At 52.4% G+C, this 16,340-nt stretch carries 12 protein-coding genes; 8 read left to right on the top strand and 4 right to left on the bottom strand.

Features of this window, described 5'->3' with window-relative positions:
• Positions 1-5: 5 nt before the first annotated feature.
• The 3 genes from araJ to sbcD all read right to left on the bottom strand — a co-directional run bounded on the left by araJ (position 6) and on the right by sbcD (position 5,658).
• Positions 6-1,190, bottom strand: coding sequence for an MFS transporter AraJ (gene araJ / locus BEB42_RS08090; protein ID WP_024218665.1), 1,185 nt, complete (start codon positions 1,188-1,190; stop codon positions 6-8).
• A gap of 125 nt (positions 1,191-1,315) precedes the next feature.
• The gene (sbcC, locus tag BEB42_RS08085; RefSeq protein ID WP_105267276.1) at positions 1,316-4,459 is read right to left on the bottom strand and encodes an exonuclease subunit SbcC; all 3,144 of its coding nucleotides are present in this window, start codon (positions 4,457-4,459) and stop codon (positions 1,316-1,318) included.
• Positions 4,456-5,658, bottom strand: coding sequence for an exonuclease subunit SbcD (gene sbcD, locus BEB42_RS08080; protein ID WP_001221338.1), 1,203 nt, complete (start codon positions 5,656-5,658; stop codon positions 4,456-4,458). The genes sbcC and sbcD overlap by 4 nt, the downstream gene beginning before the upstream one ends.
• Positions 5,659-5,847: 189 nt before the next feature.
• On the opposite strand from sbcD, the gene phoB reads away from it, so the two are divergent.
• The 5 genes from phoB to malZ all read left to right on the top strand — a co-directional run bounded on the left by phoB (position 5,848) and on the right by malZ (position 13,037).
• Entirely contained in the window at positions 5,848-6,537 is a 690-nt protein-coding gene (gene phoB, locus BEB42_RS08075; protein WP_000113933.1) for a phosphate response regulator transcription factor PhoB, read from the top strand.
• Between the two features lie 57 nt (positions 6,538-6,594).
• On the top strand, positions 6,595-7,890 hold the full coding sequence (phoR, locus tag BEB42_RS08070) for a phosphate regulon sensor histidine kinase PhoR (protein WP_105267275.1): 1,296 nt from the start codon (positions 6,595-6,597) through the stop codon (positions 7,888-7,890).
• Positions 7,891-8,296: 406 nt separating this feature from the next.
• On the top strand, positions 8,297-9,616 hold the full coding sequence (gene brnQ, locus BEB42_RS08065; protein ID WP_000149650.1) for a branched-chain amino acid transporter carrier protein BrnQ: 1,320 nt from the start codon (positions 8,297-8,299) through the stop codon (positions 9,614-9,616).
• 75 nt (positions 9,617-9,691) lie between these two features.
• Entirely contained in the window at positions 9,692-11,065 is a 1,374-nt protein-coding gene (gene proY / locus BEB42_RS08060; RefSeq protein ID WP_001353407.1) for a proline-specific permease ProY, read from the top strand.
• Between the two features lie 154 nt (positions 11,066-11,219).
• Entirely contained in the window at positions 11,220-13,037 is a 1,818-nt protein-coding gene (gene malZ, locus BEB42_RS08055) for a maltodextrin glucosidase (RefSeq protein WP_000979371.1), read from the top strand.
• A 4-nt stretch (positions 13,038-13,041) separates the two neighbouring features.
• On the opposite strand, the gene acpH is transcribed toward malZ, so the two are convergent.
• Positions 13,042-13,623 carry an ACP phosphodiesterase gene (gene acpH, locus BEB42_RS08050; protein ID WP_001009864.1) on the bottom strand — a complete coding sequence of 194 codons (582 nt, stop codon included), beginning with the start codon at positions 13,621-13,623 and terminating at the stop codon, positions 13,042-13,044.
• Positions 13,624-13,715: 92 nt separating this feature from the next.
• Between acpH and queA the strand changes: the two genes are divergently transcribed.
• The 3 genes from queA to yajC are packed head-to-tail and all read left to right on the top strand — an operon-like array spanning position 13,716 to position 16,323.
• Positions 13,716-14,786, top strand: a complete 1,071-nt coding sequence (gene queA, locus BEB42_RS08045; protein ID WP_001266492.1) for a tRNA preQ1(34) S-adenosylmethionine ribosyltransferase-isomerase QueA — start codon at positions 13,716-13,718, stop codon at positions 14,784-14,786.
• Between the two features lie 54 nt (positions 14,787-14,840).
• Positions 14,841-15,968 carry a tRNA guanosine(34) transglycosylase Tgt gene (tgt, locus tag BEB42_RS08040; RefSeq protein WP_000667319.1) on the top strand — a complete coding sequence of 376 codons (1,128 nt, stop codon included), beginning with the start codon at positions 14,841-14,843 and terminating at the stop codon, positions 15,966-15,968.
• Positions 15,969-15,990: 22 nt separating this feature from the next.
• Positions 15,991-16,323: a preprotein translocase subunit YajC gene (yajC, locus tag BEB42_RS08035; protein WP_000007629.1), complete on the top strand. Its 333-nt coding sequence runs from the start codon at positions 15,991-15,993 to the stop codon at positions 16,321-16,323.
• The last annotated feature ends 17 nt before the right edge of the window (positions 16,324-16,340 follow it).

Genomic DNA, 16,340 nt, shown 5'->3' with positions numbered 1-16,340 from the left:
GCAACCTATCCCAGTGGTTTCGCCAGCATCGGACTATCCGCCGCTTGCTGGCGCTTATAGCGACCATACAGTAGCAACGACGACATCGCAGCAAACGAGAGCAGGGCGGCAGGCAGCGCCACGTAATTATAAGTCAGCCCCAGCGTCAGCATCATACCTCCGCAATATGCGCCGACGGCGCTACCGAGGTTAAACGCTATTTGCCCACCTGCGGCACCTAATAATTCTCCACCTTTGGCATTTTGCAGTAACAATATTTGCAGCGGTGCAGAGAGGGCAAATAATCCCGCGCAACAAATAAAAGCAAAAATAAGCGACGTTGTTTTCATGCCGCCGAAGAAAAAGAGCATCAGCAATGCCAGCACAATAATGAAATCAGTCACTGCCGCAATGCGTAGTGGTGAATAACGTCCTGAAATCCGGCCACTTAGCACATTCCCCAACACCATCCCCAGCCCAACTAACATCATAATAAAGGTCATCGCCGTTTCCGAAAAACCGGAAATAAACATCATGTATGGCTTTACGTAGCTGAACCAGGCAAATACACCCGCGTTGCCAAACATCGTGGCAGCGAAAATTAACCACGGGGCCGGGCTGCGCAAAAAGTGAAATTGTTCGCGCAGCTTTCCTTTCGCCTCGTCGCGAATATCCGGCACCCAAAAATAGACCGATGCCATCACCGCGATATTAAACACAGAGATCAATAAAAAGGTGTAACGCCAGCTAAACTCCTGACTTAAATACGTCCCCAGCGGAATGCCCAGCAAATTGGCAACTGTCATCCCCGAAACCATCCCCGCCACGGCGGCGGTGACTTTGCCGGGTTTGATAATTTTCGATAACACAATCGCCCCGACGCCAAAAAATGCACCATGCGGAAAGCCGGAAACCAGCCGACCAATGGCGAGCATCAGGTAAGACGAAGAGAGCGTGAACATGGCGTTGCCAATGACGCACAACGCCACCAGAAACAACAAGATATGTTTGAGTGAGTAGCGGCTGGAAAAGAGGGCGATGATTGGCGCACCGACCACCACCCCCAGCGCATAATACGAGATCATATGCCCGGCAGCAGGAATCGAAATTCCTACGTTATGCGCCAGCTCCGTGAGCACGCCCATAATGCCAAATTCGGCCATCCCCAAACCAAACGTGCCCAGAGCCAAAGATAAAATGACTTTTTTCATACCACCATCACAACCACCAGAACGGCTACCAATCACCGTAGCCAATAAAGTGATAGCTTGCAGGATAACGGCCAGCGAGGCCAAGAGATAATTCGCCCCTCTGTATTCATTATCCTGCTGAATAGTTATTTCACTGCAAACGCACTTTCCAGTTTGCTGTATCCCAGGCCGTTGATCTTTTTCACTTTGATCTGCACCGGAATACGCTCTTTCATCGCTTCAACGTGGCTAATCACACCGATAGTTTTACCACTGGCATTCAGAGCATCCAGGGCATCAAGGGCGGTATCCAGTGTTTCGCTATCCAGCGTGCCAAAACCTTCATCAAGGAACAGCGAGTCAATACGCGTTTTATGGCTGACCAGATCCGAAAGCGCCAGCGCCAGCGCCAGACTGACGAGAAAACTTTCGCCGCCAGAAAGCGTACGGGTATCGCGTACCGCGTCTGCCTGCCAGGTATCGACAACCTCGACTTCCAGCGCCTCGCTGGCTTTGCGCTGTAACAGATAGCGCCCATGCAGGCGAGTCAGTTGCTGATTAGCGAGATGGACTAAATTATCCAGCGTCAGCCCTTGGGCGAACTTACGGAATTTATCGCCCTCTTTGGAACCTATTAGCGAATTCAGATATCCCCAGTCCTCAACCTGCTGCGTCATTTGAGCAATTTGCTGCATTAAGGTTTGTTGTTGCTGACGGTTTTCCGCATCCTGTTTCAGCTGCTGGCGAATCTCGCCCTGACTGGTGGTGTTTTCACGCAACTTTTGGTGAGTTTGCGCTAACTCTTGCTGAATCTGCTCCACCGTCACACTGAGATCCAGGCCGTCAGGTCGGTGTTGCTGATGCTGTGCCAGCGTTTCAGCTGTCTGAGTGACCAGCGTTTGCGCCTGACGGCGCTGGTTTTCCAGATTCTGCTTGAGCTGTTCCAGCTGGGTTAGTGTTTGTTCATCCATTAGCGCCGCAAGGAACGCCTGTTGATCGTCAAAGACACTGGCCTGTAGCGCGGTGTCAAACTGCGCCTGGGCTTTTTGCAGACTTTGCGCCGCCAGAACATCCTGTTGCTGTAACGTCTGCTGCTGGCTGTGTAATGCGAGACATTGTTCATGAACCTGCCGCCAGTTTTCCAGCGCCACAGTTTCTTCGCTGTGCGGTAACTCATCACCTTGCGGTAACGTATCCAGAATCGGCGTCAGTTGCTGAATACGGTTTTGCAGCGTGGTTAATTCGTTCTGACGCTGTTGCCAGCTCTGCGCTTCTTGCTGACGCGTCGCCAACCAGCTCTCTTCTTCATCTTCCTGTGGCAATGTCAGTGCATAACCCGCCAATGCCGTTAAGAGTTGCTGCTGGCATTGTTCAATTTGCTGTTGATACTGGATAATTTGCTGATTATGCGTAGCAATCTGCCCTTGTAATTCATGTCGTTGGCTGAGTAACCGCAATTGGCGTTCATGTTCATCTTGTGCATCCAGCCACGGTTGAATGTCGTCCTGTGGCTGCAAGGTGATATTGAGGCTGGCTGTGACAGCTCGCCACTGTTGAGTAAGTGCTTGCTCATCTTGTCGGAGGCTTTGCGCTTCGTTCTCATCGCGCTGAAGCTGCTTCGTTAATGCATCCAGTTGCCCGCGCAGCGCCGCGCCTTCCTCCCCGAGCTTTTTCACTTCGTTTTCAAGCGTCAGTAAGCGGGCCTGATTAACACCCGGTTCCAGTGCCTGATACGCCTTGACCGCCGGGTGGTTGGTGGAACCACAAAGTGGGCAAGGCTGACCCGCCTGTAACTGCGCACGTTGAACTTCCAGCGTTTTGATACGAGCTTCCTGCTCGCAAATGGTTTTCACATCGGCAAGTTGTTGCGTTTTTTCTTTATAACGCTGGCGCATTTCGTTAAGTGCGGCGTTACGTTGCGTCTGTTCCTGCGTGACATTCTGGATAGCAACCTGTAATTGCGCCAGGCGTTTTTGTTGGGGAACAATCTGCCCATGCAGCGCGACCAGGCGCTGACGCAGCGTGCGTTGCTCAGCATGTTGCGCCTGGGCGCTAGCAACTTCATCGGCGGTTAACGTCAACGTGATCGCCGCAAGCGCATTAAGTTTTTGCTCAGCATGGGTTAACTGTTGCTGCCATTGCCGCAGATGCTCGCGATCGCTGGTTTGTTGGGAGAACTGCGCACGCCAACCCGCCAGTTCGTTGTTCCACTGACGGAAGCGGTCGTGTTCCTGTAACCAGGCATTCAGGCTTTGTTGCTGCTGCTGTAATTCTGCTGACTGCTTCGCCGCGTGGTGGCGAATGCTCTCGCGAAGCGCCATTGTGCTCTGTAAGCGAGTATTTACTTCTTCAATCTGCTGGCGAGTATGCGCCAGTGCCGCAGTGTGTTCTGCGATGCGTTCCCAGTGCGGACGAAGATTTCGCGCCGGTTGTGCCAGACTGAGCGCCGCCAGTTGAGGTTGCGCTTTTTCTTCTTCGGCTAACGCCTGTTGCAATGCCTGCTGACGGCGGCTGGCTTCTTGCTGCAATTCGTCCAGACGCGTTAACCAGTTTAGCGATTGTTGTTCTTGCTGCTGCGCGGCGAGTAACTGTTTCTCTTCGACAGTGAGTACCTGCAAACTTTCTGTCAGCGATTGCACTTGTTCTGGCGCTAATAACGCGACGCCGCTGGCCTGCGCTTGCAGTTTCTCCAGCTCAGTGCGGGCCGATTTGTGCTGCTCAAAGACCATCGCCGAGATTTGCCCGTAGATTTCGGTGCCGGTTAATTCCTCGAGCAATTCCGCGCGTTCTTTTGGTTTGGCATTCAGGAAGGCAGCAAATTGCCCCTGCGAAAGCAGCATCGAACGGGTGAAACGCCCATAATCCAGTCCGGTTAACGTCGCCGTCAGTTCCAGCTTATCTTTCACTTTGTCAGCGAGAATTTTGCCATCGGTACAGCGCGCCAGCTCTACGCGCGGCACCTGCAAATTACCGTCTGGCTGGTTACGCGCCCGATTCTGGCTCCAGAAGGCACGGTACGCTTCACCTTTGACTTCAAACTCCACTTCCGCCAGACATTCGGCGGTATCGCGGGTCATTAGATCATTTTGCGATTGTGAAACGTTAGAAAGGCGCGGAGTTTCGTGATACAGCGCCAGGCAAATGGCATCCAGCAGGGTGGTTTTCCCCGCGCCGGTTGGGCCGGTAATCGCAAACAGCCCATTGCTGGCGAACGGCTCGCGGGTGAAATCAATCTTCCATTCGCCTTTTAACGAGTTCAGGTTTTTCAGGCGCAGGCTGAGAATTTTCATGCTTCGTGTTCTCCGGCGAGGGTCTGCAGCGTCGTGGTGAAAAGATGTTGCAGACGTTGCTGCTGTGATTCATCCAGTTCTTCCAGTGCGAGACGACGATTAAACACCTCTTCGACGCTGAGTTCGCTGAGGGTTTCACGCTGTTGGCTGGCTAACACACGCTCGCGCTGTTCACGGCTGCGGCGTACCAGCAATACTTCGACAGGCAGTGATTCAGTTAATGCCTGGATTTTGCGCTGAATATCATGCAGATACTCATCAGTAGTGATTTCGATATCCAACCAGACAGGTGGTTCCTGTGATACATCGCGCCACTGTTCCAGCTGTTCGGTAATCGACGCCAGATCGCCTTTCAGTACCGCCATCGGTTGCGTTATCGGCACGCTCAGGTTTTCCACGCTCTCTAATTTGCCGTTTGAAAATGTCACCAGATGGACATATTTACTTTTTCCGCATTCATCAAAACTCAGTGGAATGGGGGAACCGCAATAGCGAACATGTTCCATGCCGCCAATAATCTGTGCGCGGTGAATATGCCCGAGCGCGATGTAGTCGGCTGGCGGAAAGTTTTGTGCCGGGAAGGCGTCCAGCGTGCCAATATAAATGTCACGCACGGCGTCACTTTTGCTGGCACCAACGGTCGTTAAATGCCCCGTGGCGATGATGGGCAGAGGCTGATCGCCGCGCAGTTTGCAGGCATCGGCATAATGTTGTTGGTAATAATCGGTAATAGCCGCCAGCAAATGTTGTTGTTTTTCAATACCGTTAAGCCCCGACTGGCTGGTAATAATGTCACGCGGGCGTAAAAAAGGAATGGGGCACAGCACTGCGCCTGGCGTCCCGTCGCGACGAGGCAAGATTTGCGGCGCATGTCCGGCGCTGGCGACCACGGTAGTATTGAGGAACGCCATGATATCGCGCGATTCATTCAGCGTGGCGACCGAGTCATGGTTTCCTGCCAGTACCACCAGATGACAGCCCGTTTGCTGTAAATTGACAACAAAACGGTTGTATAACGTGCGGGCGTAACTGGGCGGTGATCCGGTATCGAAAACATCACCGGCAACAATAATCGCATCCACCTGATGGGTTTGCGCTGTTTCCAGCAGCCAGTCAAGAAAGGCCTGGTGTTCAGCTTCGCGGCTTTTACTGTAGAAGTTCTGGCCGAGGTGCCAGTCTGAGGTGTGAAGGATGCGCATAACGATTCCCTGGCGAAAAAGCATGGGCGCGATTATACCCAAACAGATGTGCCATTTGCTTTTTTCTGCGCCACGGAAATCAACTACCTGAAGATATGTGCGACGTGCTTTTCATAAATCTGTCATAAATCTGACGCATAATGACGTCGCATTAATGATCGCAACCTATTTATTACAACAGGGCAAATCATGGCGAGACGTATTCTGGTCGTAGAAGATGAAGCTCCAATTCGCGAAATGGTCTGCTTCGTGCTCGAACAAAATGGCTTTCAGCCGGTCGAAGCGGAAGATTATGACAGTGCTGTGAATCAACTGAATGAACCCTGGCCGGATTTAATTCTCCTTGACTGGATGTTACCTGGCGGCTCCGGTATCCAGTTCATCAAACACCTCAAGCGCGAGTCGATGACCCGGGATATTCCAGTGGTGATGCTGACCGCCAGAGGGGAAGAAGAAGATCGCGTGCGCGGCCTTGAAACCGGTGCGGATGACTATATCACCAAGCCGTTTTCGCCGAAGGAACTGGTGGCACGAATCAAAGCGGTAATGCGCCGTATTTCGCCAATGGCGGTGGAAGAGGTGATCGAGATGCAGGGGCTCAGTCTCGACCCGACATCTCACCGGGTGATGGCGGGCGAAGAACCGCTGGAGATGGGGCCGACAGAATTTAAACTGCTGCACTTTTTTATGACGCATCCCGAGCGCGTGTACAGCCGCGAGCAGCTGTTAAACCACGTCTGGGGAACCAACGTATATGTGGAAGACCGCACGGTCGATGTTCACATTCGTCGCCTGCGTAAGGCACTGGAGCCCGGCGGACATGACCGCATGGTGCAGACCGTACGCGGTACAGGATATCGTTTTTCAACCCGCTTTTAACGCCTTGCTCATCGGACGCAGAGCAGGGCTTATGATTTCTTAACTGGAGTATCTTACGTGCTGGAACGGCTGTCGTGGAAAAGGCTGGTGCTGGAGCTGCTACTTTGCTGCCTCCCGGCTTTCATCCTGGGTGCATTTTTTGGTTACCTGCCTTGGTTTTTGCTGGCATCGGTAACAGGACTGCTTATCTGGCATTTTTGGAATTTATTGCGCCTTTCATGGTGGCTGTGGGTGGATCGCAGTATGACCCCGCCTCCGGGGCGTGGTAGCTGGGAACCGCTGCTATACGGCTTACACCAGATGCAGCTGCGTAATAAAAAACGTCGCCGCGAACTGGGCAATCTGATTAAACGCTTTCGTAGCGGCGCGGAGTCGCTGCCTGATGCGGTGGTGCTGACCACGGAAGAGGGCGGTATTTTCTGGTGTAATGGTCTGGCGCAACAAATTCTTGGTTTGCGCTGGCCGGAAGATAACGGGCAGAACATCCTTAATCTGCTTCGTTATCCGGAGTTTACGCAATATCTGAAAACGCGTGATTTTTCTCGCCCGCTCAATCTGGTGCTCAATACCGGGCGGCATCTGGAAATTCGCGTCATGCCTTATACCCACAAACAGTTGCTGATGGTGGCGCGTGATGTCACGCAAATGCATCAACTGGAAGGGGCGCGGCGTAACTTTTTTGCCAACGTGAGCCATGAGTTACGTACGCCATTGACAGTGTTACAGGGTTACCTGGAGATGATGGATGAGCAACCACTGCAAGGTGCGGTACGTGAAAAAGCGTTGCACACCATGCGCGAGCAGACCCAGCGGATGGAAGGGCTGGTGAAGCAATTGCTGACGCTGTCGAAAATAGAAGCCGCACCGACGCAGTTGCTCAATGAAAAGGTTGATGTGCCGATGATGCTGCGCGTTGTTGAGCGCGAGGCTCAGACTCTGAGTCAGAAAAAACAGACATTTACCTTTGAAATAGATAACGACCTCAAGGTGTCTGGCAACGAAGACCAACTTCGCAGCGCGATTTCGAACCTGGTTTATAACGCCGTGAATCATACGCCGGAAGGTACGCATATCACCGTACGCTGGCAGCGAGTGCCGCACGGTGCCGAATTTAGCGTTGAAGATAATGGAGCGGGCATCGCACCGGAGCATATTCCGCGCCTGACCGAGCGTTTTTATCGCGTTGATAAAGCACGTTCCCGACAAACTGGCGGTAGCGGATTAGGGTTAGCGATCGTGAAACATGCGGTGAATCATCACGAAAGTCGCCTGCATATTGAGAGTACGGTGGGAAAAGGTACGCGTTTCAGTTTTGTTATCCCGGAACGTTTAATTGCCAAAAACAGCGAATAATCCGCCTTTGTCATCTTTTATTGCCATAAGCCAGCTGATGCTGGCTTATTTTCTTTGCAGTCAAAATACGGGCGTTAGATTTTACAACGGTTGGTGATTTTTTGTTCGCATGATTAGCCATGTCTTTTTCGCGGAAATAGTGTTTTATACTGGTTGGTGATTTCTTATCGCTATATACCTCTGGTTTTTAGATCCCTTCTTGCTTTAAAACGTTATAAGCGTTTAAATTGCGCTTCAGGTGCTGTCATGCTGACTGCATTCACGCGGTAAATCGAAAAACTATTCTTCGCCGCGCCTGGTTGGGAGTATTTCCCGCTAAAATTGTTTAAATATACCGCTGTATCATCCCCAGGGATTGGCACAAAAATTTAACGTTACAACACCACATCCACAGGCAGTATGATTTATGACCCATCAATTAAGATCGCGCGATATCATCGCTCTGGGCTTTATGACATTTGCGTTGTTCGTCGGCGCAGGTAACATCATTTTCCCTCCAATGGTCGGCTTGCAGGCAGGCGAACACGTCTGGACTGCGGCATTCGGCTTCCTCATTACTGCCGTTGGCCTGCCGGTATTAACGGTGGTGGCGCTGGCGAAAGTTGGCGGCGGTGTTGACAGCCTCAGCACGCCAATTGGTAAAGTCGCTGGCGTACTGCTGGCAACGGTTTGCTACCTGGCTGTAGGGCCGTTGTTCGCCACGCCGCGTACAGCCACCGTCTCCTTTGAAGTGGGCATTGCGCCCCTGACGGGTGACTCCGCGCTGCCGCTGTTAATCTACAGCCTGGTCTATTTCGCTATCGTTATTCTGGTTTCGCTCTATCCGGGCAAACTGCTGGATACCGTCGGTAACTTCCTGGCACCGCTGAAAATTATCGCGCTGGTCATCCTGTCTGTTGCGGCAATTGTCTGGCCAGCGGGCTCTATCAGCACGGCGACTGAGGCTTATCAAAACGCCGCGTTTTCTAACGGCTTCGTTAATGGCTATCTGACCATGGATACGCTGGGCGCGATGGTGTTTGGTATCGTTATTGTTAATGCGGCGCGTTCTCGCGGCGTTACCGAAGCGCGTCTGCTGACCCGTTATACCGTCTGGGCTGGCCTGATGGCGGGTGTTGGTCTGACTCTGCTGTACCTTGCACTGTTCCGTCTGGGTTCAGACAGCGCGTCGCTGGTCGATCAGTCTGCAAACGGTGCGGCTATTCTGCATGCCTACGTTCAGCACACCTTTGGCGGCGGCGGTAGCTTCCTGCTGGCGGCGTTAATCTTTATCGCCTGCCTGGTCACGGCGGTTGGCCTGACCTGTGCTTGTGCAGAATTCTTTGCTCAGTACGTACCGCTCTCCTATCGTACGCTGGTGTTTATCCTCGGCGGCTTCTCGATGGTGGTGTCTAACCTCGGCTTGAGCCAGCTGATTCAGATCTCCGTACCGGTGCTGACCGCTATTTATCCGCCGTGTATCGCACTGGTTGTATTAAGTTTTACACGCTCATGGTGGCATAATTCGTCCCGCGTGATTGCTCCGCCGATGTTTATCAGCCTGCTTTTTGGTATTCTCGACGGGATCAAAGCATCTGCATTCAGCGATATCTTACCGTCCTGGGCGCAGCGCTTACCGCTGGCCGAACAAGGTCTTGCGTGGTTAATGCCAACAGTGGTGATGGTGGTTCTGGCCATTATTTGGGATCGCGCGGCAGGTCGTCAGGTGACCTCCAGCGCTCACTAAATCACTGAATATTTGTTTTAACCACGGGGCTGCGATGCCCCGTGGTTTTTTATTGTGTTGATGGGTTAGGAATTGATGGAAAGTAAGAACAAGCTAAAGCGTGGGCTAAGTACCCGACACATACGCTTTATGGCACTGGGTTCAGCAATTGGCACCGGGTTGTTTTACGGTTCGGCAGACGCCATCAAAATGGCCGGTCCGAGCGTGTTGTTGGCCTATATTATCGGTGGTATCGCGGCGTATATCATTATGCGTGCGCTGGGGGAAATGTCGGTACATAACCCGGCAGCCAGCTCTTTCTCGCGCTATGCGCAGGAAAACCTCGGTCCACTGGCAGGTTATATCACTGGCTGGACCTACTGCTTTGAAATCCTTATTGTCGCCATCGCCGATGTGACCGCTTTCGGTATCTATATGGGCGTCTGGTTCCCGACGGTGCCACACTGGATTTGGGTACTGAGCGTAGTGCTGATTATCTGCGCCGTAAACCTGATGAGCGTGAAGGTATTTGGTGAGCTTGAGTTCTGGTTCTCGTTCTTTAAAGTCGCCACCATCATCATCATGATTGTCGCCGGTTTCGGCATCATTATCTGGGGGATTGGCAACGGCGGGCAACCGACCGGTATCCATAATCTTTGGAGCAACGGCGGCTTCTTCAGTAACGGCTGGCTTGGCATGGTGATGTCGCTGCAAATGGTAATGTTTGCTTACGGTGGGATCGAAATTATCGGGATTACCGCCGGGGAAGCGAAAGATCCGGAAAAATCGATTCCGCGTGCGATTAACTCCGTGCCGATGCGTATTCTGGTGTTCTACGTCGGTACGCTGTTCGTCATTATGTCTATCTATCCGTGGAATCAGGTTGGCACTGCCGGTAGCCCGTTCGTGCTGACGTTCCAGCATATGGGCATTACCTTTGCCGCCAGCATTCTTAACTTTGTTGTGCTGACCGCTTCGCTGTCAGCAATTAACAGTGACGTATTTGGCGTAGGTCGTATGCTTCACGGCATGGCAGAGCAGGGTAGCGCGCCGAAAATTTTCAGCAAAACCTCGCGTCGCGGTATTCCGTGGGTCACGGTGCTGGTGATGACTACCGCGCTATTGTTTGCGGTATATCTGAACTACATCATGCCGGAAAATGTCTTCCTGGTGATCGCTTCGCTGGCAACCTTCGCCACGGTGTGGGTATGGATTATGATCCTGCTGTCGCAAATTGCTTTCCGTCGCCGTTTGCCACCAGAAGAAGTGAAGGCACTGAAATTTAAAGTACCAGGTGGGGTAGCAACGACCATCGGCGGTTTGATTTTCCTGCTCTTTATTATCGGATTGATTGGTTATCATCCGGACACACGTATCTCGCTGTACGTTGGTTTCGCGTGGATTGTTCTGCTGTTGATTGGCTGGATGTTTAAACGCCGCCACGATCGTCAGCTGGCTGAAAATCACTAATCACTGCGTTCTGTAAGCCGGATCAAGGCAAGCCCTGATCCGGCTATTCCGAAAGTTATCCGCCCCCGTCCTCCTCCCCCAAATATCCTTCAGATGATGAGTGATCCTGCATTAGGCTATGGCAAGGTGATCAGATTTTCATCACAGGGGAATTATGATGTTAAATGCATGGCACCTGCCGGTGCCCCCATTTGTTAAACAAAGCAAAGATCAACTACTCATTACACTGTGGCTGACAGGCGAAGACCCACCGCAGCGGATTATGCTACGTACAGAAAACGATAACGAAGAAACGTCAGTACCGATGCATAAGCAGCGCAGTCAGCCCCTGCCTGGTGTCACGGCATGGCGGGCGGCCATCGATATTTCCATTGGGCAACCCCGGCGGCGCTATAGCTTCAAATTATTGTGGCACGATCACCAGCGTTGGTTTACACCGCAGGGCTTCAGCCGAATGCCGCCAGCGCGACTGGAGCAGTTTGCCGTCGATGTACCGGACATCGGGCCACAATGGGCGGCAGATCAGATTTTTTATCAGATCTTCCCTGATCGTTTCGCCCGTAGTCTTCCTCGTGAAGCTGAACAGGATCATGTTTATTACCATCACGCAGCCGGACAAGAGATCATATTGCGTGACTGGGATGAACCGGTCACGGCGCAGGCGGGCGGATCAACGTTCTATGGCGGCGATCTGGACGGTATCAGCGAAAAACTGCCGTATCTGAAAAAGCTCGGCGTGACGGCGCTGTATCTTAATCCGGTGTTTAAAGCCCCCAGCGTACACAAATACGATACCGAGGATTATCGCCATGTCGATCCGCAGTTTGGCGGCGATGGGGCGTTGCTGCGTTTACGAAACAATACACAGCAGATGGGAATGCGGCTGGTGCTGGACGGCGTGTTTAACCACAGTGGCGATTCCCATGCCTGGTTTGACCGACATAATCGTGGGACAGGTGGCGCTTGTCACAACCCCGAATCGCCCTGGCGTGACTGGTACTCATTTAGCGATGATGGCACGGCGCTCGACTGGCTGGGCTATGCCAGCCTGCCGAAGCTGGATTATCAATCGGAAAGTCTGGTAAATGAAATTTATCGCGGGGAAGACAGCATTGTCCGCCATTGGCTGAAAGCACCATGGAATATGGACGGCTGGCGGCTGGATGTGGTGCATATGCTGGGAGAAGCGGGTGGGGCGCGCAATAATTTACAGCACGTCGCTGGGATCACCGAAGCCGCGAAAGAAACCCAACCGGAAGCGTATATAGTCGGCGAACATTTTGGCGATGCACGGCAATGGCTACAGGCCGATGTGGAAGATGCCGCCATGAACTATCGTGGCTTCACATTCCCGTTGTGGGGATTTCTTGCCAACACTGATATCTCTTACGATCCGCAGCAAATTGACGCCCAAACCTGTATGGCCTGGATGGATAATTACCGCGCAGGGCTTTCTCATCAACAGCAATTGCGCATGTTTAATCAGCTCGACAGCCACGATACTGCGCGATTTAAAACACTTCTCGGTCGGGATGTCGCGCGTCTGCCGCTGGCGGTGGTCTGGCTTCTTACCTGGCCTGGCATACCGTGTATTTATTACGGTGATGAAGTGGGGGTGGATGGCAAAAACGATCCGTTTTGCCGTAAACCGTTCCCCTGGCAGGTGGATAAACAGGATACGGCATTATTCGCGCTGTACCAGCGAATGATTGCGCTACGTAAGAAAAGCCATGCGCTGCGTCGTGGTGGCTGCCAGGTGGTATATGCGGAAGATAACGTAGTGGTATTTGTCCGCGTGCTGAATCAGCAGCGTGTGCTGGTGGCTATCAACCGTGGCGAAGCCTGTGAAGTGGTGCTACCCGCGTCGCCGTTACTCAATGTCGCGCAATGGCAACGCAAGGAGGGGCATGGGCAACTGACGGACGGGATTCTGGCTTTGTCTGCCATTTCGGCTACGGTGTGGATGAATTAACCTCTTATAACGCCTTGCGTGACGCCTGCGCCATCATCCGCGGATAAAACTGCCAGAAGCGGGTTTCCAGGGCGTCGTAATGGGTGTCTAAATCGTACCAGGAGTCACGCAGGGCATCCAGACGTGGGCGACGGCTTGCCATGCCGTTTAACACGTTCTGGATGAAATCCATATCGCGATAGCGAACCAGCCATTGCTCAGACCATAAGTAGTTGTTCAGATTGATAAAGCGTGGCGGTGAGTCCGGCAAAATCGTCATCACTTGCTCGCGGGCATAACAAACAAATTCCTGTAGTGGAAAGTCCGGCGACAGCTGCGACCAGTGGCGGGAAAGAAAGTGATCCCACATGACATCCAGCGTAATAGGCGCAACGCGGCGGGTTTCACGACGAAACCACTCCCTTGCTTCGCGGACTTCCGGCAGATTATCGGTCAGTACGTCGATACGGCGATGCATATGAATGCCAGCCACGACGTCGGGCGGAAAATTTTCTTCAGGATTTCCGCGTACGAAATCAGCCAGTAAATTGCCGGAAAGCGAGCTTTCCGCGAGATGGGCTAGATGCAGGTGAGCTAAAAAATTCATCGATTATATTCTATCCAAAGGGGGGTAAAGGTTGCAGGGAGAGCGCCCCGGCACTAGACTACCCGCCTCTTATTTTAGTCTGAGTCAGTGTCATGCGCGTTACCGATTTCTCCTTTGAATTGCCCGAATCCCTGATTGCCCACTATCCAATGCCTGAACGCAGTAGCTGTCGTTTACTGTCGCTGGACGGGCCGACGGGCGCGCTGACGCACGGTACTTTCACCGATTTACTCGATAAGCTCAACCCCGGCGATCTTCTGGTTTTTAATAATACCCGCGTGATCCCGGCGCGCCTGTTTGGGCGTAAAGCCAGCGGCGGCAAGATTGAAGTGCTGGTTGAGCGTATGCTCGACGACAAACGCATTCTTGCGCATATTCGCGCTTCGAAAGCGCCAAAACCGGGCGCAGAGCTGCTGTTGGGCGATGACGAAAGTATCAACGCAACAATGACCGCTCGCCACGGCGCACTGTTTGAAGTCGAATTTAATGATGATCGTTCTGTACTGGATATCCTCAACAGCATCGGCCACATGCCACTGCCGCCGTACATCGACCGTCCGGACGAAGATGCAGACCGCGAACTTTATCAAACAGTTTATAGTGAAAAACCGGGCGCGGTAGCGGCCCCGACTGCCGGGCTGCATTTTGACGAACCTTTGCTGGAAAAATTGCGCGCCAAAGGCGTGGAGATGGCGTTCGTAACTCTGCACGTTGGTGCGGGTACTTTCCAGCCGGTGCGCGTCGACACCATTGAAGATCACATCATGCACTCAGAATACGCTGAAGTGCCGCAGGATGTGGTAGACGCGGTACTGGCAGCAAAAGCACGCGGTAATCGGGTGATTGCGGTTGGCACCACCTCGGTACGTTCGCTGGAAAGCGCGGCCCAGGCGGCGAAAAACGATCTCATCGAACCGTTCTTTGACGATACCCAAATCTTTATCTATCCGGGCTTCCAGTACAAAGTGGTCGATGCGCTGGTGACGAACTTCCACCTTCCTGAATCGACGCTGATTATGCTGGTTTCGGCATTTGCCGGCTATCAACACACTATGAACGCCTATAAAGCGGCGGTAGAAGAGAAATATCGCTTTTTTAGTTACGGTGATGCGATGTTTATCACGTACAATCCGCAGGCAATTAATGAGCGCGTCGGGGAGTAATTCCGCGGCGCTGGTTTAAACGTTGGACTGTTTTTCTGACGTAGTGGAGAAAAAATGAAATTTGAACTGGACACCACCGACGGTCGCGCACGCCGTGGCCGCCTGGTCTTTGATCGTGGCGTAGTGGAAACGCCTTGCTTTATGCCTGTTGGCACCTACGGCACCGTAAAAGGGATGACGCCGGAAGAAGTTGAAGCCACTGGCGCACAAATTATTCTCGGTAACACCTTCCACCTGTGGCTGCGCCCGGGCCAGGAAATCATGAAACTGCATGGCGATCTGCACGATTTTATGCAGTGGAAAGGCCCGATTCTTACCGACTCCGGCGGCTTCCAGGTCTTCAGCCTTGGCGATATTCGTAAAATCACCGAACAGGGCGTTCACTTCCGTAACCCGATCAACGGCGATCCGATTTTCCTCGACCCGGAAAAGTCGATGGAGATTCAGTACGATCTTGGTTCGGATATCGTCATGATCTTTGATGAGTGTACGCCGTATCCTGCTGACTGGGATTACGCAAAACGCTCGATGGAGATGTCTCTGCGTTGGGCGAAGCGTAGCCGTGAGCGTTTTGACAGTCTCGGAAACAAAAATGCGCTGTTTGGTATCATTCAGGGCAGCGTTTACGAAGATTTACGTGATATTTCTGTTAAAGGTCTGGTAGATATCGGTTTTGATGGCTACGCTGTCGGCGGTCTGGCTGTGGGTGAGCCGAAAGCAGATATGCACCGTATTCTGGAGCATGTGTGTCCGCAAATTCCGGCAGACAAACCACGTTACCTGATGGGCGTTGGTAAACCGGAAGATCTGGTTGAAGGCGTACGTCGCGGTATCGATATGTTTGACTGCGTAATGCCAACCCGCAACGCCCGAAATGGTCATTTGTTCGTGACCGATGGCGTGGTGAAAATCCGCAATGCGAAGTATAAGAGCGATACTGGCCCGCTCGATCCTGAGTGTGATTGCTACACCTGTCGCAATTATTCACGCGCTTACTTGCATCATCTCGACCGTTGCAACGAAATATTAGGCGCGCGACTCAATACCATTCATAACCTTCGTTACTACCAGCGTTTGATGGCGGGTTTACGCAAGGCTATTGAAGAGGGTAAATTAGAGAGCTTCGTAACTGATTTTTACCAGCGTCAGGGGCGAGAAGTACCACCTTTGAACGTTGATTAATATTAATAATGAGGGAAATTTAATGAGCTTTTTTATTTCTGATGCGGTAGCGGCAACGGGTGCACCGGCGCAAGGTAGCCCGATGTCTTTGATTTTGATGCTGGTGGTATTCGGTCTGATTTTCTATTTCATGATCCTGCGTCCACAGCAGAAGCGCACCAAAGAACACAAAAAGCTGATGGACTCCATTGCCAAAGGTGATGAAGTTCTGACGAACGGTGGCCTGGTCGGTCGCGTAACCAAAGTAGCGGAAAACGGCTACATTGCTATCGCACTGAATGACACCACTGAAGTAGTTATTAAACGTGACTTCGTAGCTGCCGTCCTGCCGAAAGGCACCATGAAGGCGCTGTAATTAAAATTTTTCCCTAA

Origin of the sequence: Escherichia sp. MOD1-EC5990 (assembly GCF_002965285.1) — a bacterium.
Taxonomy (GTDB): domain Bacteria; phylum Pseudomonadota; class Gammaproteobacteria; order Enterobacterales; family Enterobacteriaceae; genus Escherichia; species Escherichia coli_F.
This window is presented reverse-complemented; position numbering and strand designations above follow the sequence as displayed.

Coding starts and splice junctions, on each gene's coding strand:
- araJ (WP_024218665.1), bottom strand. CDS start 1,190: ATGAAAAAAGTCATTTTATCTTTGGCTCTGGGCACGTTTGGTTTGGGG.
- sbcC (WP_105267276.1), bottom strand. CDS start 4,459: ATGAAAATTCTCAGCCTGCGCCTGAAAAACCTGAACTCGTTAAAAGGC.
- sbcD (WP_001221338.1), bottom strand. CDS start 5,658: ATGCGCATCCTTCACACCTCAGACTGGCACCTCGGCCAGAACTTCTAC.
- phoB (WP_000113933.1), top strand. CDS start 5,848: ATGGCGAGACGTATTCTGGTCGTAGAAGATGAAGCTCCAATTCGCGAA.
- brnQ (WP_000149650.1), top strand. CDS start 8,297: ATGACCCATCAATTAAGATCGCGCGATATCATCGCTCTGGGCTTTATG.
- proY (WP_001353407.1), top strand. CDS start 9,692: ATGGAAAGTAAGAACAAGCTAAAGCGTGGGCTAAGTACCCGACACATA.
- malZ (WP_000979371.1), top strand. CDS start 11,220: ATGATGTTAAATGCATGGCACCTGCCGGTGCCCCCATTTGTTAAACAA.
- acpH (WP_001009864.1), bottom strand. CDS start 13,623: ATGAATTTTTTAGCTCACCTGCATCTAGCCCATCTCGCGGAAAGCTCG.
- queA (WP_001266492.1), top strand. CDS start 13,716: ATGCGCGTTACCGATTTCTCCTTTGAATTGCCCGAATCCCTGATTGCC.
- tgt (WP_000667319.1), top strand. CDS start 14,841: ATGAAATTTGAACTGGACACCACCGACGGTCGCGCACGCCGTGGCCGC.
- yajC (WP_000007629.1), top strand. CDS start 15,991: ATGAGCTTTTTTATTTCTGATGCGGTAGCGGCAACGGGTGCACCGGCG.